Annotated in this window: 22 protein-coding genes; 19 read left to right on the forward strand and 3 right to left on the reverse strand. The window is 44.4% G+C overall.

All coding sequences use genetic code 11. The annotated features are described in order from the left end of the window. Window positions 1-86: 86 nt before the first annotated feature. From QUE61_RS05945 to QUE61_RS05970, 6 genes are all read left to right on the forward strand, one after another. On the forward strand, window positions 87-395 hold the full coding sequence (locus tag QUE61_RS05945; protein WP_286306346.1) for a high-potential iron-sulfur protein: 309 nt from the start codon (window positions 87-89) through the stop codon (window positions 393-395). A 30-nt stretch (window positions 396-425) separates the two neighbouring features. Next, a complete protein-coding gene (locus tag QUE61_RS05950; protein ID WP_286306347.1) occupies window positions 426-863 on the forward strand; it encodes a CBS domain-containing protein in 438 nt (145 codons plus the stop codon). 201 nt (window positions 864-1,064) lie between these two features. After that, complete coding sequence (locus QUE61_RS05955) at window positions 1,065-1,445, forward strand: TSUP family transporter (protein ID WP_286306348.1); 381 nt, start codon at window positions 1,065-1,067, stop codon at window positions 1,443-1,445. Between the two features lie 3 nt (window positions 1,446-1,448). Beyond that, on the forward strand, window positions 1,449-1,805 hold the full coding sequence (locus tag QUE61_RS05960) for a hypothetical protein (protein WP_286306349.1): 357 nt from the start codon (window positions 1,449-1,451) through the stop codon (window positions 1,803-1,805). Continuing rightward, window positions 1,802-2,659, forward strand: a complete 858-nt coding sequence (locus QUE61_RS05965) for an EamA family transporter (RefSeq protein WP_286306350.1) — start codon at window positions 1,802-1,804, stop codon at window positions 2,657-2,659. The genes QUE61_RS05960 and QUE61_RS05965 overlap by 4 nt, the downstream gene beginning before the upstream one ends. A 506-nt stretch (window positions 2,660-3,165) precedes the next feature. Beyond that, window positions 3,166-4,434, forward strand: coding sequence for a putative Na+/H+ antiporter (locus tag QUE61_RS05970; RefSeq protein ID WP_286306351.1), 1,269 nt, complete (start codon window positions 3,166-3,168; stop codon window positions 4,432-4,434). A gap of 261 nt (window positions 4,435-4,695) precedes the next feature. Here the strand turns inward: QUE61_RS05970 and QUE61_RS05975 are convergent, their stop codons facing one another. Continuing rightward, the gene (locus QUE61_RS05975) at window positions 4,696-5,595 is read right to left on the reverse strand and encodes a LysR family transcriptional regulator (protein WP_286306352.1); all 900 of its coding nucleotides are present in this window, start codon (window positions 5,593-5,595) and stop codon (window positions 4,696-4,698) included. Between the two features lie 88 nt (window positions 5,596-5,683). Here QUE61_RS05975 and QUE61_RS05980 point away from each other — a divergent pair, with 88 nt between their 5' ends. The 13 genes from QUE61_RS05980 (at window position 5,684) to egtD (ending at window position 18,060) form a co-directional block, all read left to right on the forward strand. Continuing rightward, the gene (locus tag QUE61_RS05980; protein ID WP_286306353.1) at window positions 5,684-6,652 is read left to right on the forward strand and encodes a Bug family tripartite tricarboxylate transporter substrate binding protein; all 969 of its coding nucleotides are present in this window, start codon (window positions 5,684-5,686) and stop codon (window positions 6,650-6,652) included. Between the two features lie 9 nt (window positions 6,653-6,661). Next, entirely contained in the window at window positions 6,662-7,894 is a 1,233-nt protein-coding gene (locus QUE61_RS05985) for an aconitase X catalytic domain-containing protein (protein ID WP_286306354.1), read from the forward strand. Next, window positions 7,891-8,295 carry an aconitase X swivel domain-containing protein gene (locus tag QUE61_RS05990; RefSeq protein ID WP_286306339.1) on the forward strand — a complete coding sequence of 135 codons (405 nt, stop codon included), beginning with the start codon at window positions 7,891-7,893 and terminating at the stop codon, window positions 8,293-8,295. Before QUE61_RS05985 ends, QUE61_RS05990 begins: the two co-directional genes overlap by 4 nt. A gap of 375 nt (window positions 8,296-8,670) precedes the next feature. After that, complete coding sequence (locus QUE61_RS05995) at window positions 8,671-10,083, forward strand: circularly permuted type 2 ATP-grasp protein (protein WP_286306355.1); 1,413 nt, start codon at window positions 8,671-8,673, stop codon at window positions 10,081-10,083. 12 nt (window positions 10,084-10,095) lie between these two features. Then, on the forward strand, window positions 10,096-11,073 hold the full coding sequence (locus QUE61_RS06000; RefSeq protein ID WP_286306356.1) for an alpha-E domain-containing protein: 978 nt from the start codon (window positions 10,096-10,098) through the stop codon (window positions 11,071-11,073). Continuing rightward, window positions 11,042-11,887, forward strand: coding sequence for a transglutaminase family protein (locus QUE61_RS06005; protein WP_286306357.1), 846 nt, complete (start codon window positions 11,042-11,044; stop codon window positions 11,885-11,887). The genes QUE61_RS06000 and QUE61_RS06005 overlap by 32 nt, the downstream gene beginning before the upstream one ends. Before the next feature lies 1 nt (window position 11,888). After that, a complete protein-coding gene (locus QUE61_RS06010) occupies window positions 11,889-12,725 on the forward strand; it encodes a peptidase (RefSeq protein WP_286306358.1) in 837 nt (278 codons plus the stop codon). A 281-nt stretch (window positions 12,726-13,006) separates the two neighbouring features. After that, window positions 13,007-13,387 (forward strand): thioredoxin family protein, encoded by a 381-nt coding sequence (locus QUE61_RS06015; RefSeq protein WP_286306359.1) that lies wholly within the window; start codon window positions 13,007-13,009, stop codon window positions 13,385-13,387. Then, a complete protein-coding gene (locus tag QUE61_RS06020; protein WP_286306360.1) occupies window positions 13,387-14,115 on the forward strand; it encodes a cytochrome c biogenesis CcdA family protein in 729 nt (242 codons plus the stop codon). Before QUE61_RS06015 ends, QUE61_RS06020 begins: the two co-directional genes overlap by 1 nt. A gap of 10 nt (window positions 14,116-14,125) precedes the next feature. Beyond that, complete coding sequence (locus QUE61_RS06025; protein ID WP_286306361.1) at window positions 14,126-14,707, forward strand: SRPBCC family protein; 582 nt, start codon at window positions 14,126-14,128, stop codon at window positions 14,705-14,707. Beyond that, entirely contained in the window at window positions 14,704-15,990 is a 1,287-nt protein-coding gene (locus QUE61_RS06030; RefSeq protein WP_286306363.1) for an ATP-grasp domain-containing protein, read from the forward strand. The genes QUE61_RS06025 and QUE61_RS06030 overlap by 4 nt, the downstream gene beginning before the upstream one ends. Further along, window positions 15,987-17,129, forward strand: coding sequence for an SUMF1/EgtB/PvdO family nonheme iron enzyme (locus QUE61_RS06035; RefSeq protein WP_286306364.1), 1,143 nt, complete (start codon window positions 15,987-15,989; stop codon window positions 17,127-17,129). Before QUE61_RS06030 ends, QUE61_RS06035 begins: the two co-directional genes overlap by 4 nt. Before the next feature lies 1 nt (window position 17,130). Then, window positions 17,131-18,060, forward strand: a complete 930-nt coding sequence (egtD, locus tag QUE61_RS06040) for an L-histidine N(alpha)-methyltransferase (RefSeq protein ID WP_286306365.1) — start codon at window positions 17,131-17,133, stop codon at window positions 18,058-18,060. Here egtD and senB read toward each other — a convergent pair. Next, window positions 18,034-19,002, reverse strand: a complete 969-nt coding sequence (gene senB / locus QUE61_RS06045; protein WP_286306366.1) for a selenoneine biosynthesis selenosugar synthase SenB — start codon at window positions 19,000-19,002, stop codon at window positions 18,034-18,036. The genes egtD and senB overlap by 27 nt on opposite strands. 64 nt (window positions 19,003-19,066) lie before the next feature. Next, entirely contained in the window at window positions 19,067-20,461 is a 1,395-nt protein-coding gene (locus QUE61_RS06050) for a 3'-5' exonuclease family protein (RefSeq protein WP_286306367.1), read from the reverse strand. Window positions 20,462-20,490 lie beyond the last annotated feature (29 nt).

Below are 20,490 nucleotides of genomic sequence, written 5' to 3' on the forward strand. Positions count from 1 at the left end.
AATTAATTCAGCAAGTTATAAAAACCACTTTGCTAACATAGTTTTATGTTTTAAGATGGTCGCCTCAGTACTCGAAAGGAATAACCATGAAAAACAACCGCCGCCAATTTCTCCTATTGTCTGCTGCCGGTGCAGCCACCTTATCGCTATCAAACTTAGTTCAAGCGCAAGCCATGGTGGTGGAGACTGATCCGCAGGCTCAAGCACTTGGATACAAAGCCGATACCACTAAAGTCGATGCCAAAAAGTTTCCAAAGCACGCAAATGAGCAAAAATGCAGTAATTGCGCTCTCTACCAAGGTAAAGCCGGAAGCGCCTCGGGTGGCTGCGGTATCTTTGCTGGCAAACAAGTAGCCGCAAATGGCTGGTGCTCCGCCTGGGCGAAGAAAGCCTAATTGTTCATCTAAAAAGTAAAAAGGCCAGTAATGTCAACTGTTCAAGAGTGTCTGGATCAGAAACCAAAACGAATTATTTCGGTTTCATCGACGGATTCTGTATTCAAAGCTCTTGAACTCATGAAATCCAATCGGGTTCGCGCCATCCTAGTGATAGATGAAGAACAGTTAGTAGGCATTGTGTCGCAAGGCGACTGCGCAATTCGCGCCTACTTGCGAGGGCTTAACATCAATACCACTCCGGTTACTGACATCATGACCAAAGAGCCTTTAACCGTAAAACCTTCGGATTCCATGGATCACTGCATGGCGATCATCTCCTCGAGGGGAATTCGTCACATACCCGTGGTGGATCGAAACCAAGTAATCGGTATTGTTTCTGTGGGTGATGTGGTGAAAGAGACCATGAGTCAGCTTAGTCAAAATGCTTCGTTCTTGGAGACTTTTATAAAAGGGCATAGCGGTTAATCAATCTGGCCTGCCCAGCAGGAGTCGAACCTGCGACCTACGGCTTAGAAGGGCTGGCGAATCTATAGAAGACAATGCTCAACAATGGCTTACAGCGGGTAGGTTTGCGGTGTCCGTCAAAACATCGGCGGTCCTGGCGTTGGGCGGGGTCTCGTGTTGGATTCGTGGTGTCTACAGGTTCTCATAGACTAAGATCTTAAGATGGAACTTAGCGCAATCCATCTAATCCTTGGTCTTTTAGGAATTGGTGCTGGTTTGTTAGGGGGCGTGATTGGCTTTGGCACCACCATTATGCTCATGCCACCCTTAGTCTATTTGCATGGATCGCTACTAACCATTCCCATCATTGCAATTACGGCAACCATTGCTAATCTTGCTAGGGTTTTCATTTGGTGGCGCAGTATTGATTGGAAAGTATGCGCCGCCTATGCTGCTAGCGCAATTCCTGCCGTTATTTTGGGCGCCAATACGTTGATCTTGCTCAATCCCCGGGCGATTGAGATTGTGCTGGGCCTATTTTTACTCTTCCTCATTCCAATCCGTCGTTGGATGCGCCGCCAAGAGATCGTGGTTAGCCTGTGACACATGGCTTTGGTTGGTGCTGGGATTGGCTATTTAACGGGCATCGTTGCAACAACAGGGGCGATTAATACCCCCTTCTTTTTGGCTTATGGATTAACCAAAGGCGCCTATCTCGGTACCGAGGCAGCCAGCTCGCTTTCCATCTTCATTACCAAAGGCGTGGTGTTTCATGAACTGGGAGTAATTGATCGTGTGGCCATCCTGGAGGGGCTCTTTCTTGGGGTCTGTGTCTTTATGGGATCACTACTATCCAAACGGATTGTTCTAAAAATGCGCGAGGAGCAATTTATCCAGATGATGGAATGGGTGATTGCCATTTCGGGGATTGCTATTTTGATGATGAGTATTATTCACCAATGAGTAGTTTTGTCTTTACCTGCATCTTAGGCGCTGCGCTCATGCACGCTCTATGGAATATATTACTCAAGTCGGCATCGGATAAAAACTTAGAAACCGCGGTAGCAAACTTTGCCACTGCAATCCTCGCCCTTCCCTTGCTGGTGATATATGGACTTCCTGATCCCCAAACCTTTCCCTATATAGCATTATCAATTGCCCTTCATTTAATTTATTTTTATTTGGTTGCATCCGCATATCGCTTCGGGGACTTGAATCTCGCTTACCCCATCATGCGCGGTGCGGCCCCACTTCTGACTCTCTTGTTTGGATATATGTTTTTACGTGAACAGGTATCCGATGGAGTAATTGCTGGTATTTTTCTAGTATCAGCCGGAGTCATCCTCTTAGGTTTGCGTAAAACATCGACATCAGCCCATCATTTAAAAGCCCTACTCTTTGCTCTAACCAATGCCCTGGTCATCGCCCTCTATACCATTGTTGATGGGCATGGGGTGCGGCTTAGTAATAATGCATGGTCTTATGTGAGCCTATTAATGTTTTCGCATGGCTGCGTCTTTCTGTCGCTAGTTCTTTGGCAACGACGTCGTCAGCAATTGCTACCGGAGAGCTTTAGCTATATCAAATCCCGTCTCATATACCCCTTAATCGGTGGAACTTGTATTATTGGTTCTTATTCGGTTGCTCTTTGGGCAATGACGCAAGCACCCATCTCCTTAGTTGCGGCAGTCCGCGAAACATCCGTTTTATTTGCGTTTCTATTTGGAACTCTCTATTTAAAAGAGTCGCCATACACTCAGCGAATTATTGGTGCGCTGGGAATATGTCTAGGTTTAATCTTGATACGAATTTACTAACTCTTAGTTCAGAGCATAAGAAAATCAACTATTACTGATTTTTTATTTGATTAGAAGTTGCCACCCACGGCCGAGAAGGGCAAACTAATCTGCGGAATACAATGATCAACAATGGCTTGCAGTGGGCTGGTTCGAGGTGTTCATCAAAACACCGGATTGGCTGGAGTTGAATGGAACCTGAAGTTGGATTCGAGGTGTCTGCAGATGGGTGTCGGGAAAACCGACATACTTTGAACTTCTGCTTTTATAGGCATTCGTCTTTCAAACAAGTAGTAAGAATTACCCATAAAAATTACAAGGTAATTAAACTACGAAGAACTTGGTTGAAAAAATTATGCTACATTCCTAATTGCATTAAATAGCAACATCTTTTCATGTGCTTCCACTTTGAACCACCCAACTGGGTGGTCTTTTTTTATCCAAGTCCTTAGGTTTTGTACGGATACTTTTGCTCTCGCTGTGCAAAGATTGGAATTCGTTCATCATTCCTGAAAATAGATAAATCCATGAGCAACCCAACTACCATTCAATTAATTGCCACTACGCTATTTGGTATTGCGGTATTACATACCTTTTTAGCTTTTTATTTTGAACGGCTAGCCCATCGTTCACGGCACCACGCGGGTTTATTTCATCTCTTGGGTGAAGTTGAGGCTGTATTTGGCTTTTGGGCGATGGTGCTCGTTGTTTTCATGGCTTTTATTCATGGCAGCACTAAGCCGGCCATCACCTACTTAGAGTCTCGCAACTATACCGAGCCATTGTTTGTGTTTGCCATTATGGTGATAGCGGCCAGTAAACCGATTTTGTACGTTGCCAAAACTATTGTTCTCGCAATTTCAAAACTGCTTGAAAAGTCGTTCAGATTACCGGCAGCTACTGCCAACTACTTTGTGACCCTGAGCGCAGTTCCCATCTTAGGCTCGTTTATCACAGAGCCGGCTGCGATGACCTTGGCTGCCTTTTTGCTGCGCGATACCATCTTCTCAAAAACCAATTCAACGAAATTGATGTACCTCACGATTGGGGTCTTATTTGTCAACATTTCAATTGGTGGAGCTTTAACAAGTTTTGCCGCACCTCCCATTTTGATGGTTACTTCTACTTGGAATTGGGATACGACGTATGTATTTCAGACCTTCGGAATCAAAGCAACCATTGCGGTTCTAGTCAATGCCCTACTCATTACACTGGTTGTTCATAAGGACCTACCAAAGACTGCCTCAGCCCATCAAGAGGATCGTATGCCCTTATGGGTGGCCTTCACTCACCTACTATTTCTGTTAGCAGTGGTTGTTTTTGCCCATCATCCGGTGGTCTTCATGGGCTTTTTGCTCTTTTTCTTGGGCTATACCCACGCTTACAGCGCCTATCAATCCCGACTGATTCTCAAAGAAGCGCTCATGGTGGCATTTTTCTTAGCTGGTCTTGTGGTACTTGGCGGACTCCAACAATGGTGGCTACAACCGCTATTAAGTGGCATGAGTAATACGGCTGTGTTTTATGGAGCAACTGCTCTGACAGCAATTACTGATAATGCCGCTTTGACTTATTTAGGATCCTTGGTGGAAGGAACGACCGAAGAGTTTCGTTATGCTTTGGTGGCTGGTGCGCTTGCAGGTGGCGGCTTAACAGTGATCGCAAATGCCCCAAATCCTGCGGGTTTGGCAATCCTAAAAGATTACTTTCCACAAAAGGCGGTATCCGCTCTTAAATTACTGTTAGCCGCTCTGCCACCAACTGCTATCGCGATACTTGCTTTTCAAGTTCTTTGAGTGGCCTGCCCAGCAGGAGTCGAACCTGCGACCTACGGCTTAGAAGGGCTGGCTGATCTGCTTTAGACAATATCAGACACTGACATACAGTGGGTAGGCTTGAAGTGTAGGTCAAAACAGGGGTCGTCGTGGCGTTGGGTGGGGCCAGATATTGGGTTTGTGGTGTCGGCAGGCGTTTGTCGGGAAAACCGACATTTTTGAGTACTCGTGAAAAAGAATCGTAAGGTAGCTAAAAAATGTTCAAAATTTCAACTAAGAGAACTAAAAATGATTGGCTTTTTCTATTACTAATTGAATAAAGTTTTTCATTGCAATGGTTTGATGAGCTCCCTGACGCCAATAAATTGTGGCGTCACGAGATAAGTGATTTCCCTCGATTTCTAGGCTAACTAAATCTTGCTCGCCATAACAAGCTACTGGGCTTCCAATAACGATTACTTTGCCCGTTTTTGCGATTTGAATTAAATCGTCCATTGATGATACTTCGAGCCTGGCATTAAGAGATACCCCATCACTTTTACATTGAAAATCAATTTTTTGTCTCATTAAAAAATTTTTATTGAGTAAGGCCAACTCCACTTCCTCAATCATCTTTAAATTAATTTTGTTTGGAAATTTTTTTAAATTTTCGATTTTTCCAATAACTGAAAAATGCTCTCTAAATAAAAACTGATGTTGCAAATTCTGTGTCTTATAGTCATCTGGCAAAATTCCAATATCAATTCCACCTTCATTAAGGTCGTCTATTAAGTTTTTGGCTGACCCCGCCTTAAGAGTTATTTTTATCTCAGGATTTGTTAAAAACAAATCAATACATGCAGGAATTACAAGGGCTTTTAAGTAGGTATTGGTTGCACCAATACTTAGTACTCCAGCAGCCTTATTTGAGTTATTTCTCAATGTCAGAAGTACTTCATCTAGATTACCAACAATTGGCTCAACTTGACTTAGTAGATTTTTGCCAAAGGACGTTAAAACTGATTTCCTCCCTATCTTCTCAAAAATATTCTGCCCAAGGGCATCAGTTAAATCGCTCATCTGCTGTGACAAAGCAGATTGAGAAAGGTTGAGAATCTCAGCTGCTTTGACATAACCAGTTGATTTAGCAAGCACAATAAAACTGCGAAGAAGACGAAGATCGATACGGTTATTTATAAGCATTTCTTATATTAAATATTAAAAAATATTAATTTACATTATATTTTGTTACAGTTACATTGGTTCTGTTCTCTTAACTAAGGGGGTGGCCATGAAAAATTTTTCAAAATTGATACTTTCCTTCGTCTTGTCTTGGGTTTGTGGATTAGCAATTGCTCAGAATTACCCAAATAAGCCCATTAAATTAATTGTGCCCTTCCCGGCTGGGGGTCCAACCGATATTGTCGCCAGACCTTTGGCGCAGATGTTGGGTGAGTCTATGAAGCAATCAATTATTGTCGAGAATAAAGGCGGTGCTGGTGGCTCTGTTGCAGCTGATTTTGTAGCTAAATCACCACCTGATGGATATACCATCATGGTCGGAACCGTGGGGACTCATGCAATTAACGGGAGCCTATATCGACAGCTTCCCTACGATATGACCAAAGACTTCACGCCGATTGCATTGGTAGCAAGCGCCCCTTTAGTGATAGCGGTTCCAGCTAACAGCAATATTAAGACCCTAGCAGACCTTATTAAAGAAGCTAAGGCAAAACCTGACTTTATCGCATTTGGAACTGCCGGCAATGGAACCCCTGGTCATCTGACAGGTGCTTTATTTGAAACAGCCACCAAAACAAAGCTTAAGCATATTCCCTATAAAGGTAGCGCACCTGCAGTCACTGATTTACTTGGTGGGCAAATTCCGCTCATGTTTGACCCCATCCAGTCGGTCCTTCCCCACATCCAATCAGGTAAGCTAATAGCATTAGCAGTCACGAGCAAAACTCGCTCACCACTTTTGCCTAATGTACCTACAGTTGCTGAATCTGGGTATCCTAATTTTGAATCCACAGCATGGTGGGCAGTTTTTGGTCCAGCAAAACTACCTGAAAATGTAACAAATACATTAACTACTCAAGTTCAGAAAATTGCCTCGTCTGCAGCATACAAAGAAAAACTTGGCAACGTAGGTGTTCAACCCAATACAAACTTTAAAGAATCACTTAGCAATTTCCAAACCAGAGAAATCGCGAAGTGGGCAATTGCTGTACGTGATTCTGGGGCATCACTCGATTAAAGAAAAATTATGAAACTTAATGCTGAAGAAAAAGCCATGCTTGCTGGCGAATTGGGGCCAGTTCGCAAGATCGCCATCGAACATCAAATTAAAGTTGGCGAATTTTTTGGCGCCGAAGATCTTGTACCGGTCTCACAAGCACACATCATGGCTGACACGGAAAGCCTTGGGGAAGCGGGTGTTGCTTGGCTTGAGATGTTAGCCAAACACTCTTCAAAAGAGCGGGTAGTACGTATTCCTACGATTACCGATCCTCGGGGCACAGACTTTAATAAAGCTAAGGAATTAGGTCAAACCGAAACGATGCTTTCTTTAGAGCGCCGGGCGATTGCGGCTTTCGTCAAAATGGGTATCTCTATGACTGATACCTGCATCAACTACCAAACCATCATGGCTCCAGTTTTTGGTGAACATGTCGCTTTTGGTGACACTGGTGTTGTGATCTACTCCAATAGTATCTGTGGGGCCCGCTCGAATTTTGAGGGCGGCCCATCTGCCCTATCGGCCGGCTTAACCGGTCGAACACCGCGCTATGGGTATCACTTAGATACACACCGACAGCCAACCCACCGTTTTCGAGTTTCTTGGACACCCACTTCACTCAATGAATGGGGCGCCTTGGGCGGGCTCATCGGACGCAAATCTGGAAATTATTGGTCTGTCCCCGTGATTGAGGGTATTGAAGGTCACCCTGGGTCAGATTCACTTAAGCATTTCGGTGCAGCAATGGCTAGCTTTGGATCATCCGCCCTATTTCATATTTTAGGGATTACTCCTGAAGCAATCCATGCGAGGGATTTAAAGTTTGATCATTTACCTGTGATCGACGTTACACAAGCGGATGTCATGGCTTTACAAAAATCCTATCGTGTAAGCGATGAAATTGACGTTGTTGTGTTCTCAGCGCCCCAACTGAGTCTTTTGGAGATGAAATCGGTTGCCGAACTCTGCGCTGGTAAGAAATTTAGGAAACCCTTACTAGCGGTTACCAGCCCCCAAGTAAAGCCAGACTCGGATCGAATGGGATATACCGAACTCATTGAATCGGCGGGAGGCTCAGTCTTTGCTGGCATGTGTTTTTACCAGTCCTATGCCAGAGAAATTGCTGAGGCGAATGGCTGGAAACGCTTAGCAACTAATAGCGCCAAGATGGTCAACATCTTAGGTGGCTATGGATACACACCGATCTTAGCCTCGATGGAAGATTGTGTGCGCGCAGCTGAAACTGGGAGTCTCGCATGAATAAAGTATTTAAAGCAAAGCATGCTCAAGGTGATGTCGTAGAAGGAGTTTGCCTGACAGCGAATGACGGCTTTTCAGCTCGCTATGACCTAGACCGAATCAATGGGGTTTTTTCAAGACCAACTCATAAATTATTTGGCGAGACCTACAACAATAAAATCTTGGTTTTAGATACCGCTAAAGGTGGCGTGGCTAGTGCCTGGATGATCTATGAAATGAAAAAACGGGGGCTTTGTCCTTCTGCCATCATTTTTAATACCGTCAATCCAATCTTGGCCCAAGGAGCTGCTCATGGTGGCATCGCCATGTTAAGTGGCTTTGATTGCGATATCACTTCAGCAATACCAAGTGGCTCAAAACTAAGGATTGATCCCAAAAACCAAACCGTAGAAATTCTATAAGTGGCCTGCCCAGCAGGAGTCGAACCTGCGACCTACGGCTTAGAAGGGCTGGCTAATCTGCAGAACACAATGTTTGACAATGACATACAGTTGCCAGGTTCGAGCTGTTCATCAAAACAAGGGTTGGCATGGCATTCAGTAGGGTCTGATTTTTAGGGATTGGTGTCTGCAGGTGATTGTGGGGAAAACCGACAAATGCAAGCGTCCTTTATAGGGACGCTTGAATTATTTGATACTGATCTTTAACGACTCAATCAAGGCGATTGCACCTCAAGATAGAACTGTGTGGCTTATATGCACTAATAATGTGCATATATGCACCACCATTTATCAGACTAAGCCGATATTAGATCTCAATCGTAATAGTCTGACTGAATGAAAAGTCCGTATAACGAGATGTTTGATGAGTATGGTGCTCCACGTCCGCACTATGGGACTTTTCATACCTGGCTTGGTAACCAGAGCCAAGCACTCATGAGTCTTAAACGGGCAGAGGCCGATCTAATTTTTCGTCGTGTTGGCATTACCTTTGCTGTGTATGGTGATGATCTTGGTGCAGAGCGCACCATTCCCTTCGATGAGGTTCCGCGTATCTTTACCGCTAAAGAATGGTCCGACCTTGAGTCCGGATTGCGGCAACGGGTTACCGCACTTAATCACTTTATTCATGATGTCTATCATGATGAAGCAATCATTAAAGCTGGAATCATACCGGCCGAACAGATTTTTAACAATGCGCAATATCGACCGGAGATGCGTCATGTCGAAGTTCCACGCAATATTTATGCCCAAATTGCAGGGATTGATATTGTGCGAGCTGGTGAAGGTGAGTTTTATGTCTTAGAAGATAACCTGCGGGTGCCTTCGGGTGTTTCTTATATGGTTGAAGACCGCAAAATGATGATGCGGCTATTTCCTGATCTGTTTCAGCGCTATCGGGTTGCACCCGTGGAGCACTATCCCGATCTTCTACTGGAATGCCTCAAGTCCGTCAAACCCGAAGGCATTAAAAAACCCAATGTAGTTGTGCTGACCCCAGGCATGTTTAACTCTGCTTATTTTGAACATACCTACCTAGCCCAACAAATGGGGGTGGAGTTAGTCGAAGGTAAGGATCTCTTTGTGAAAGACGAAGAGGTTTTTATGCGTACCACACAAGGCCCCGAGCGAGTGGACGTGATCTATCGTCGGATTGATGATGACTTCCTTGATCCTTTAGCATTTCGGTCTGACTCCGCATTAGGTGTTGCTGGTTTACTGAACGCTTACCGAGCTGGCAACATTACCTTGGCTAATGCCATTGGCACTGGGATTGCAGACGATAAGTCTATTTATCCCTACGTACCCGACATGATTGAATTTTATTTAGGTGAAAAGCCCATCCTAAACAATGTACCAACCTATCAGTGTCGTAAAGCCGAAGACCTCGCCTATACCCTCGCCAATATCGAGCAGCTTGTTGTGAAAGAAACCCATGGTGCCGGGGGCTATGGCATGCTCGTTGGCCCAGCTTCCACCAAAGATCAGATTGCACGTTTTAAGGAAAATCTCATCAAGTACCCCGAACAATATATTGCTCAACCGACTCTTTCATTATCAACCTGCCCTACTTTTGTGGAGTCTGGAATAGCCCCCCGTCATATTGATTTGCGCCCATTCGTACTGTCAGGCAAGACCATCAAAATGGTGCCGGGCGGACTCACGCGGGTAGCTCTCAAAGAAGGTTCTTTGGTGGTGAACTCTTCTCAGGGCGGCGGTACCAAGGACACTTGGGTGCTAGAGGATTAAAACGGAGACGCCATGCTAAGTCGAACCGCAGATTGTCTTTATTGGATGGCCCGCTATACCGAGCGTGCTGAGAATACTGCACGCATGCTGGATGTGAATTATCAAACATCCCTTTTGCCACAACCGTCCGAATACCGTGATCAAAGCTGGCGCAAGTTACTTACGATCTCAAAATTAGAGCCGATGTTCTTGGAACGTTCCTCCAGGATGAATCGTGAAAATATATTACGGTTCATGATTGAGGATTTAAATAATCCATCGAGTATCGTATCGTGCTTGCGCGCTGCGAGAGAAAATGCCAGAGCTATTCGGGGCAGAATTACCTCTGAACTTTGGGAAACCCAAAACACCACATGGCTTGAGTTCCAGCAGCTCTTAGCAAAACAGGATTATGCCGACCCTAGTGGTCTATTGGACTGGGTCAAGTACCGCTGCCACTTATTTCGGGGGGTGATGCATGGCACGATGCTCAAGAATGAAGCGTACTACTTTATGCGCATTGGTACTTTATTAGAGCGCGCTGATAATACTGCTCGTATCTTGGAGACGAAATATCAAGACCCAGATAGTCTGATGCAGTTAAATCCCAAAAATAACATGGGCGAAGAATCTGATTCAGCCTTCTTTGACTTCTATCACTGGGCTGCGTTACTGCGTTCGGTCTCTGCGTTTGAGATCTATCGACAAATCTATTCAGATCAAATTGCTCCCCAACAGGCTGCTGAGCTTTTAATCTTTAATCGACAGATGCCGCGTTCTTTAACGTACTGTGTTAACGATTTAATTACCCTCTTGGGTGAAATCCGTAATCAGAATTCTAAGGAGATAGAACGCTTAATCGGTAAATTACAGGCAGACTTAGACTACTCTAATATTGATGAAGTATTTGCTATGGGGTTAGAAGAATTTATAAAACAGTTTCTGGAGCGCATCAATCATATTGGTGATGAACTAAGTAATGCCTATCTCATACCTCTCGCCGTTGCTTGATATGACAACCTTGCACCTAGAGATTGAACATCACACTCAGTATCACTATGAAACTGCTGTGCGTTACTCCATTCAGGAACTTCGACTCAAACCACCGAATTCCCATGGACAGTCAATAAAAAACTGGAAGATTCTGACGCCGATCAAGACAAAAACAAACCAGGATACGTTTGGCAATGAATATCAAACATTTGTCCAAGATGCGCCCTATAAATCCATGAGTATTTCAGCAAAAGGAGAAGTCATTAGTACTGGCGGCTATGAATACACTGACCTCGAATCCGCTGTCTCACCCTATTACTTACTGCAACAAACTAGGCTTACCATTCCCTCGCCAGAAATGATGGCCTATTTTGAGAAAACCCTTCCCAAAAAGGCAGACCTGGATTCTGTTTTAGAGTTAGCCAGCGCAATCCGAAACACCATCACCTATCAATCTGGAATTACGAATTTTGCGACTACGGCGATGCAATCGTTTGCCATGAAAACCGGTGTTTGCCAAGACCATAGTCACATTATGCTCAGTCTTTGCCGAGCGGCAAATATCCCAGCGCGCTATGTCAGTGGTTATTTTTTTGCCGAGGACTCTCCTAATCTAGCTAGCCATGCCTGGATTGATATCTGCACCGATATTGATAAATCCAAGTGGCTCAGTATTGATGTCACCCATGCTTGCACCACGGATAATCGTCATATTCGTCTTGCTGTGGGAAGGGATTATTATTCAGCTGCGCCCATCAAAGGAATTCGTTCTGGCGGTGGTCAAGAGGAACTTAGCGCCCGAATTTCAATTCATCAAATTAAAGTACTCTAATATGACTTATTGCATTGGCTTATGCCTTGACCAAGGCCTCGTGTTGCTAGCAGATACGCGGACAAACGCAGGGGTTGACCAGATTGGCACCTTTCGGAAAATGACCATATTCCAAAAGGACAAAGAGCGCTTCTTTGCCCTGATGAGTTCTGGTAACTTAGCGATTACCCAAGCCGTTAAAGAAATATTGCTCCAGGGGGAAACTTTCGGTGAGATCAATCTCTGGACGGCTAAAAATAGTTACGAAGCTGCCACAGTTGTCGGGGCTGCTATCAAGAAAGTACGGGAGCGCGATTTTCAATCCTTGCAAAAATCGGGTATCGAATTTAACTGCAATCTAATTTTTGGAGGCCAGGTTAAGGGAGAGAAGCCGCGCCTATTTAATATCTACGCTGCTGGTAACTTCATCGAAACTACTCCAGAGACCCCCTACTTCCAAATTGGAGAATCTAAATACGGCAAACCAATCTTAGACCGAGTTATCCGCTTTAATACGCCTTTAAACCTAGCAACTAAATGCGTCTTGATATCCATGGACTCAACCATCAAAAGTAATATTTCGGTTGGTCTTCCTCTTGATCTTTTGGTTTATGAAAATAACTCCTTTGCGCTTGAGAAGCTAATCACTATTGATGAAGATAACCCTTACTTTGAAATGATGCGGGGTATTTGGGGTGAAAAGCTTAAAGAGGTTGCCCTGAGTATTCCAGAGCCGAGTTGGAATGGATCTAAAGAAAGTATTTCGATTGTGTCAACATCAAAAAAACTAGGTCCAGTGCCTATTCAAACACCCAAAACAAAGCGAATCAAGGCAAGCAAATCGATTAAGTCCAAATAATAAGATTTACCATCCAGATTTGGCCTGCCCAGCAGGAGTCGAACCTGCGACCTACGGCTTAGAAGGGCTGGCTAATCTGCGAATAACAATGTGCAACAATGGATTACAGCGCCCTGATTTGAGTGCTCGTCAAAACAGGTGTGGTCATGGCGTTGGGTGGGGTCTAGTGTAGGTGGTCATGGCGTCTGCAGGCGTTTGTCGGGAAAACCGACATTAACGAATTCACTATAAAATTAATTAATAGTAATTTAAGTAAATTAAGTAAAGAAAGAACTTTCATCATGAATTTTTTAAGTCGTCTTTTGATTACCATCTCTATGCTAACACCCTTTAGCGTATTTGCTGCCGGTCAGCCAATTACAGCGACTCAGCTAGCTGAAATTGAAAAACAAGGTAAGTCAGCAGTGATTTCTGTCCATGCGGATTGGTGTTCCACATGCAAAACGCAAGATAAAGTTCTGTCAGAGTTCATGAAAAATCCAGAGTACAAAAACGTTACTTTCTATCAGCTTGAATACGATACTCAGAAAGATCTTTTAAAAACACTCAAGGTGCGCTCGCAAAGCACAATTATTGTTTTCAAGAATGGTAAAGAAGTCGCACGCGCGACAGGGGATACAAAAGAGTCGGCACTTGCTAAGTTAACGAAGCAGGCGATTTAATGGATTTTGGGGTTGGGTCATTCCTCTTTGCATTTCTAGCGGGTGTTTTATCGACTCTATCCCCTTGTGTTTTGCCTCTAATTCCCATCATTATTGGGGCAGCTACTAATCAACATCGACTTGGACCGCTTGCGTTGGCTGGCGGCCTGACATTGTCGTTTGCTGTGATTGGTACTGCCTTGGCTGGTCTCGGGGCATCGATTGGAATCGCTCAGGATGGATTTCGTTTGTTTGCAGCGATCATCATGGGTCTGATTGGCGTCGTCTTGATTTCTACCCACTTGCAAGAGCGGTTTGCGGTTGCCATGTCGGGTATTAGTGGTGCAGGTAATACCTTGCTATCCAAAGTGAGCATTGATGGCCTATTTGGGCAGTTTCTGATTGGCATCTTGCTCGGCTTAGTTTGGACTCCATGCGTTGGGCCTACCCTCGGGGCAGCCATTACCTTGGCCAGTCAAGGTAAGGACCTTGAGAAAATCGTATTTGTTATGCTGGTCTTTGGTCTCGGAGCGGGATTACCACTGGCATTGCTAGGTGTTTTATCAAGAAAAACTCTGATGAAAGCCAAGGGAACGCTTGGCCATGCAGGTAAATTTGGTAAACAATTTTTGGGAGGATTTTTGATCCTCATTAGTGGATTAGTTTTGACCGGATTTGATAAACCTGTAGAAGCCTTCCTACTCAAGCACTCGCCCGCATGGCTCACAGACTTAACCACGATGTTCTAAACCCAGATTAATGGATGCTGGTTCTGCGATGAGTAATAAAACGATTCGCCATTGCCTAGGCTTAATCGTAATTGCATGGACTGGGTTAGCCTCGGCTGCTGCGATTTCAGTTGAGATTCGTCAAACTGGGGGCGGATTTGATATTCAGGGGAGTTATATGTCACCCCTAACGCAATGTCAGGCTTATGTTTTGTTAACTGATTTTTCCTCTGATGAGCCATCCGAGGGGATTAAATCCTCAAAAATGACTCGTTTGTCGGATCAGACTATTCGGGTAGAGCAATTGGTAGAAGATCGATTTCTCTTCTTCACTACTAAATTTGAATCCATCATTGATTACACCGAGTATCCAATGCTTGGTATGGATCTTCGTCAGGTTAAAGGCTACTTCAAAGAATATCGTGGTAGTTGGCGTTTAGTTCCTAAGGAGGGCGGCACCTTATTTACCTATCAAGCATTTGTCTTCCCTGAATCATCAATTCCAATGTTTCTAATTGAGCATTTCATGAACAATCGAGTCCAGCAGCGCTTTGAGAAAATGGCAAATCGCGCCAATCGAAAAAAAGATTTCATACCAGAGCGCTGCCAATGAAAAAAATCCTAGTGCTATTTATGAAGGACTGGGATCAGCTCGCAATTCAAGCATATCAAGAGAGTGGTCGATACCAGTTCTATTTTGAAGGCTTTGATTTATTTCAGTTCCCGCAAAATGCTCGATTACTTCATTTTCGGGTTCTTAATTACATTAGTCATCTGGAACAGAAGTACCGCAAAATTGGACTCGATGGTATTGTCAGCAATCACGAGCAGTATGGCGCCTTAATTGCCGCGGTTCTAGCAGAGCGCTTGGGCCTACCCGGGAATGATCCACGAGCCATTATCGCTAGTCAGCACAAGTATTACAGCCGTATGATTCAAGAAAGGGTTGTTCCGGAGGCTGTTCCGCGTTATGCCTTAATTCCATTTCCTCTTAAAAATGATCAAATCATCGATTTGCCTTACCCATTTTTTGTGAAGCCGATTAAAGCAACGTATTCAGTGCTAGCAAAGGCCATTCAGCAGCGATCAGAATTGGTCGATCTTCTTCATTTTGGCTATTTTGAGGAAAGGATTATTCGCCGACTTGTAAAACCCTTTGCCGATATGATGCCCCTCTATAGTGACCATACTGTTGATCCCAGTGGCATGCTTGCCGAAGAAATCATGACCGGGGATCAAATCAATATAGATGGCTATTGCTATCAGGGTCAACTATATTTTCTGGGCACGATTGATGAGGTGATGTATCCAGGCACCGATGCCTTCATGCGTTTTGAGTATCCATCGCAGTTATCACCATCCATTTTAGAGCGCGCCAAGATCATCACCAAAAAAGTGCTTGAGGCCATTCATTATCAGCATGGATTTTTTAATATTGAATTCATTTATAACAAAAGTAATGATCAACTAAAAATCATCGAAATTAATCCTCGGATGGCATCTCAGCTGGTTAATTTGTATCAGCGGGTAGATGGGTATAGACCATACGATATTCTTTTTAAACTCGCGGTTGGCGAAGAACCAAAAGTAAGGCAAGAAACATCTCAATTTCAATCGGCTGCCAGCTTTATTTTTCGGAAGTTTAGCGAACCCATAGCCCAAAGTATTCCAACCGCAGACCAGATCCAACAAGCCCTGGCACCTTACCCGGATGCCAATCTGATGCTTTACTTCAAAAAGGGATCTCAATTAAAGCGTGAGTTGAAATGGCTAGGAAGTTATCGGTATGCTGTTCTCAATCTTGGCGGAATAAATCGTAGTGATCTTTTCGAGCGATGTCAGTCAATCTCCCATACACTGCAGTTTGATTATCCATTTGAACTAAGCGGTAGATGATGCAATCCGTGATTCCTGATTATTTGCGATACACCTCATACCCAAGTCAAGCGACGCTACTGACTTGGCTTGAGGATTCAAACTCCTTGACCAGGCAGATCCTCCAAAATCTGCAAGCCGGGCAAGAATCCGTTCCTCGGCAAGAAATTCTGAATCCCCCTCATTGGGAGTTCGGCCATATTAGCTGGTTTCATGAGTTTTGGGTTCATCGATCCGGATTAGAGGCTAATCAATCTTGGCTTTATAACGCGGATGGATTATTTAATTCATCACTGGTATCGCATCGTACGCGCTGGGAGCTTCAGATTCCTGATCTCGACAAACTTTTTGCCTATAACCAAGCGACATTTGAGCGAACCGCTGATCTATTAGGTCGCCCTTTAAGCAATGAACAGCTGTACTTCATTACGCTATCGATTTTTCATCAGGATATGCATAATGAGTCCTTTGCCTATATGTGGCAAACCCTCGGTTATCCCCAGCCCTTTATACCAAACCATCAAAGCACTCACCCCCAAATTCCAGCACGTGATCTTGCGTTTTCTGGTCAAACACGACAATTTGGATCCCAGTTAGGAGAGGGCTTTATCTTTGATAACGAAAAGTGGGCTCACCCAATTCAACTTGAGCCTTTTTCAATCGCATCCCATCCGGTGACAAATGGCGAGTACCTTGAGTTTTTACAATCACAAGCTGATCAGTTAGAGACTTGGATCCCTCTCTATTGGAATCAGGATGGTAGCCAATGGTATGAGCGCCATTTTGATCAATGGCAAATCTTACAAGAGAATGAGCCTGTGCGACATATACGGTATGATCAGGCTCAGAGGTATTGTGAGTGGCGTCACCGACGACTACCAACGGAGCACGAGTTAGCGATTTTGTATTCTAGCGATATGAATACGTATCAATCCTCATGGCTATGGGAATGGAGCGGCACTATTTTTCAACCCTTTCCAGGCTTTTCTGAAGACCCATACCGAGATTATTCGAGGCCATGGTTTGATGGTCGCCATCAAGTCTTAAAGGGTTGGAGTACTTTTACGCCAGAGCGTCTGCGCCGTTCGGCATTTCGTAATTTTTACGAGACCCAGCGCGCAGACATATTTTGTGGATTTCGAACCTGTTCAATCGAGTGATATGACATTATCAATTCAAGACAAACTTTTCCATGAAATTATTGATGGCTTACAAGCTAATCCGGCTTCAATTTCCCCAAAGTTTTTTTATGACGAACTGGGATCCAGTCTTTTTCAGGCAATTACTCATCTTGAGGAGTATTACCCAACCCGTGTAGAGCGGGAGATTATGCAGTCCAAGCTTTCCCAGATTACACAGGCCATTGCCTCGGTTGATGTCATTGTGGAGCTCGGGGCTGGTAATTGCGAAAAGGTCAGACCGTTATTGGAAACTATCGCGCCTAAGCAATATCGAGCTTTAGATATTTCAGCCGATTTTCTAGAGACTGCCTTAGCTAATTTACATCACGATTATCCAGCGATCGATATGCGGGCGATCGCTGCGGATATTACCCAAGAACTTTCATTTCCAGATTTACAAGATCAGCGAATATTATTCTTTTATTCTGGTTCATCGATTGGTAACTTTAACCCCCCAGAGGCCTCCCGTCTGTTCTCAAATCTAGCCAGGGAGTGTCATGGAAGCGGCGGCTTACTGATTGGGGTTGATTTAGTTAAAGACATTCATGTATTAGAGCGAGCTTACAACGATATTCTGGGCGTGACTGCAGCATTTAATTTGAATGCGTTGCGACACCTTAATTACCTGATTGGAAGTAATTTTGCTATTCGAGGTTGGGAGCATTACGCGTTCTTTAATCAAACCCTCGATCGCATTGAAATGCATCTTCGAGCCAAATCGGATCAGTTGGTAAGCTGGCCCGGTGGTCATCGTCAATTCTTTGCCGGAGAAATGATTCATACCGAAAATAGCTATAAATATCCCAAAGCCACATTTCTAAAAATGCTCCAGGAGGCTGGTTTTACTCAGGTGACTGCTTGGACTGATCCAGAGTCTAATTTCTTAGTGTGTTTTGCTGAATTTAAGTAAGCGGGTCACGAGTTTTTCTAGAGAAGACCGCTCATGGCTGGGTTGGACAAGCTTCTGTAATTTCTTCACTTGTTCTTGAAGTTTCTTATAGAACAATTGATCGGTTTCTGCACGGAGCAGAAGTCTGGCTAGGGCTTTTTCATTACCAACCGGAAAATATCCCAAATAATCTTTTCCGAGTAACCCAAAATTGCCTGCTATCTTGGAGGCAAGTACTGGAACACCTGCTGCAATTGCCTCAGAAACTACATGAGCACCACCCTCCATGCGACTGGAGATAACCATAACGTGACTGCGCGCCAGGGTTCGTAGTGTTGTCTGGTGACTCACCATGCCCAGCCAGGTATAGCGAGCATGTTGCTTGGTCGCTTGCAATGCAATTTTTTCCATCTCCGCACTCATCGCCATACCTAAGTGTTGAATAGTGATTTGACTGTCGCTGCGCAAATAGGGTAAGGCGCGGATGATACAAAAAGGATCTTTTTCAGGGCGAAGATGCCCAATCACACTCACGCTGAATTGCCCTTTAGGCTTTTGCTGTTTTGGTATCCGCGGTACCGACTGATGAATAACTGTTGCCTTATGACGCCATTTTGCGGGGATGAGTCGCAATGCCTGTTTTTGTAAAACTACTAATGCATCAGCTAGTGCCATTGATTCATGAACCTCTGGCTGGTTTGCCATATCCCGGTACAGGTCAGTGCCTGTGAGAATCAGAATTAAGGGACGATTAGGGTATGCGAGTTTAAACGCATCAATTGACGCATGACTTCGATAGGCATGCAAGGCAATCAGAAGGTCAGCATCTTTTCCGGACCAAGATTCAGTGATGGGGACGCGATAGCCAAGCTGTCTTAAAAAACCTTGCCATCGTTTGGCGGTCACACGATTACCATGTAGGCTCCCAGGAGGAGCTGGAGTGACGATTTCGATGCGACGCATATCTTTTTTAAAAAATAATTATTTATTAAAAGAACTACATCTCATTTTTGAAATTAATAGTTAATCATGCGTGATGGAGATTCAATGCCAATATATTTGGGGTAGGAATGGTTTTCAATGCTTTTTTGATTATCTTATAGATGTCGAGATCAAATTCAGGTTCCCCGCTCTGAAGAAGCTCTTCGATTTCTTGCTCACTGATGGCATTACCTAGGTAGCACCAATGATCAAAAAGATGCAAATCCTCCCCTTCCTGAATCCCAATGGCTCCTGGGTAGGGCCAAATCGCTACCTTTAATTTGAGTAAAGCAGTTTGTAGGCGCAAATCATGAATCGCTCGAGGCTCTACCCCAATGCATGCTCCTTTACATTGCTTTACATGAAAACCAAAGCAAGGGCTTCCGGGACTTAACTTTTCAAAGCCTAATAACCCTTCACAGAGTTGATTGCGTTTGGCAATTGACTGGAGGGTTTGGGTGGCTTCACGCTTACTGTAAAAGAGTCCATATAAATGATCTTGCTTACCTGGTTGCAGTTCATGGTGATTCACAAGGCGCAGTTCTAGGTGATTAGATCCTTTGGTCAACTGCCAAGCGCATAAATCCTGCGAGCGACGTAATTTAATGTTTAAGCTCGGTAGCTTCTCTTTAATTAAGCGCGATTCCAAGAGTAAGGCGCCTAATTCTCCACTGGTTTCAATCCAGTCAATGTCTCGCACCTGCAAAGAAAGCTTCATTTCTTTGCGGTTGGTTAATGAGGCCTGAAAATGACTCATGACCCGCGCTCGCAGGTCATTACTTTTCCCAATGTAGAGGGGTTGCTTATTTTCTGCGTAAAAGAGATACACACCAGGTCGATTGGGGATCTCATCAATCAACTCACGGTCAATATGCGGTGGAAGGCTGGGTCTTCCTAATAGATAATCAATTTGGGCATGGAAATGCTCTTGATCAAAGGTCGCTTCACAGCGCTGCCAAAACTGATGCAGTAACTTGGCATCGTCAAGGGCTCGGTGGCGATTTTCGACTTGGAGACCATGAACCGCGATTAGGGTATCAAGATTGTGCCTGGCCTGATTCGGAAAGAGACGTCGGGAGAGCTTAACCGTACAGATGACCTTGGGGGAGAAATCAATCCCCAAGCGCTTGAATTCGGCTTTGAGAAAGCTGTAATCAAAGCGGGCATTGTGGGCCACAAAGATCTTGTCTTTGAGCTCCAAATACAACTCCTCTGCAATCTCTGCAAAACTGGGTTTTGAACTGACCATGGCTGGAGTAATCCCCGTGAGCTGCTGAATATTAGCTGGAATCGATACGCCTGGATTAATTAATCCCGACCACTCCGATACCTCTTGATTCTCAAGGGTCACGATGCCAACTTCGGTAATACGATCTAAGTTTGCCCGCGAACCTGTGGTTTCAATATCAACAAAGGCGTAAATGGGATTTTTTGTGGGCATTACTTAAAAACGATCAGGGTTTTGAGTCA

Source organism: Polynucleobacter sp. HIN5, assembly GCF_030297555.1.
Lineage (GTDB): Bacteria > Pseudomonadota > Gammaproteobacteria > Burkholderiales > Burkholderiaceae > Polynucleobacter.

What these genes read in the sequence shown, in the direction of transcription:
- QUE61_RS05945 (WP_286306346.1), top strand. Translation starts at nt 87, where the DNA reads ATGAAAAACAACCGCCGCCAATTTCTCCTATTGTCTGCTGCCGGTGCA.
- QUE61_RS05950 (WP_286306347.1), top strand. Translation starts at nt 426, where the DNA reads ATGTCAACTGTTCAAGAGTGTCTGGATCAGAAACCAAAACGAATTATT.
- QUE61_RS05955 (WP_286306348.1), top strand. Translation starts at nt 1,065, where the DNA reads ATGGAACTTAGCGCAATCCATCTAATCCTTGGTCTTTTAGGAATTGGT.
- QUE61_RS05960 (WP_286306349.1), top strand. Translation starts at nt 1,449, where the DNA reads ATGGCTTTGGTTGGTGCTGGGATTGGCTATTTAACGGGCATCGTTGCA.
- QUE61_RS05965 (WP_286306350.1), top strand. Translation starts at nt 1,802, where the DNA reads ATGAGTAGTTTTGTCTTTACCTGCATCTTAGGCGCTGCGCTCATGCAC.
- QUE61_RS05970 (WP_286306351.1), top strand. Translation starts at nt 3,166, where the DNA reads ATGAGCAACCCAACTACCATTCAATTAATTGCCACTACGCTATTTGGT.
- QUE61_RS05975 (WP_286306352.1), bottom strand. Translation starts at nt 5,595, where the DNA reads ATGCTTATAAATAACCGTATCGATCTTCGTCTTCTTCGCAGTTTTATT.
- QUE61_RS05980 (WP_286306353.1), top strand. Translation starts at nt 5,684, where the DNA reads ATGAAAAATTTTTCAAAATTGATACTTTCCTTCGTCTTGTCTTGGGTT.
- QUE61_RS05985 (WP_286306354.1), top strand. Translation starts at nt 6,662, where the DNA reads ATGAAACTTAATGCTGAAGAAAAAGCCATGCTTGCTGGCGAATTGGGG.
- QUE61_RS05990 (WP_286306339.1), top strand. Translation starts at nt 7,891, where the DNA reads ATGAATAAAGTATTTAAAGCAAAGCATGCTCAAGGTGATGTCGTAGAA.
- QUE61_RS05995 (WP_286306355.1), top strand. Translation starts at nt 8,671, where the DNA reads ATGAAAAGTCCGTATAACGAGATGTTTGATGAGTATGGTGCTCCACGT.
- QUE61_RS06000 (WP_286306356.1), top strand. Translation starts at nt 10,096, where the DNA reads ATGCTAAGTCGAACCGCAGATTGTCTTTATTGGATGGCCCGCTATACC.
- QUE61_RS06005 (WP_286306357.1), top strand. Translation starts at nt 11,042, where the DNA reads ATGCCTATCTCATACCTCTCGCCGTTGCTTGATATGACAACCTTGCAC.
- QUE61_RS06010 (WP_286306358.1), top strand. Translation starts at nt 11,889, where the DNA reads ATGACTTATTGCATTGGCTTATGCCTTGACCAAGGCCTCGTGTTGCTA.
- QUE61_RS06015 (WP_286306359.1), top strand. Translation starts at nt 13,007, where the DNA reads ATGAATTTTTTAAGTCGTCTTTTGATTACCATCTCTATGCTAACACCC.
- QUE61_RS06020 (WP_286306360.1), top strand. Translation starts at nt 13,387, where the DNA reads ATGGATTTTGGGGTTGGGTCATTCCTCTTTGCATTTCTAGCGGGTGTT.
- QUE61_RS06025 (WP_286306361.1), top strand. Translation starts at nt 14,126, where the DNA reads ATGGATGCTGGTTCTGCGATGAGTAATAAAACGATTCGCCATTGCCTA.
- QUE61_RS06030 (WP_286306363.1), top strand. Translation starts at nt 14,704, where the DNA reads ATGAAAAAAATCCTAGTGCTATTTATGAAGGACTGGGATCAGCTCGCA.
- QUE61_RS06035 (WP_286306364.1), top strand. Translation starts at nt 15,987, where the DNA reads ATGATGCAATCCGTGATTCCTGATTATTTGCGATACACCTCATACCCA.
- egtD (WP_286306365.1), top strand. Translation starts at nt 17,131, where the DNA reads ATGACATTATCAATTCAAGACAAACTTTTCCATGAAATTATTGATGGC.
- senB (WP_286306366.1), bottom strand. Translation starts at nt 19,002, where the DNA reads ATGCGTCGCATCGAAATCGTCACTCCAGCTCCTCCTGGGAGCCTACAT.
- QUE61_RS06050 (WP_286306367.1), bottom strand. Translation starts at nt 20,461, where the DNA reads ATGCCCACAAAAAATCCCATTTACGCCTTTGTTGATATTGAAACCACA.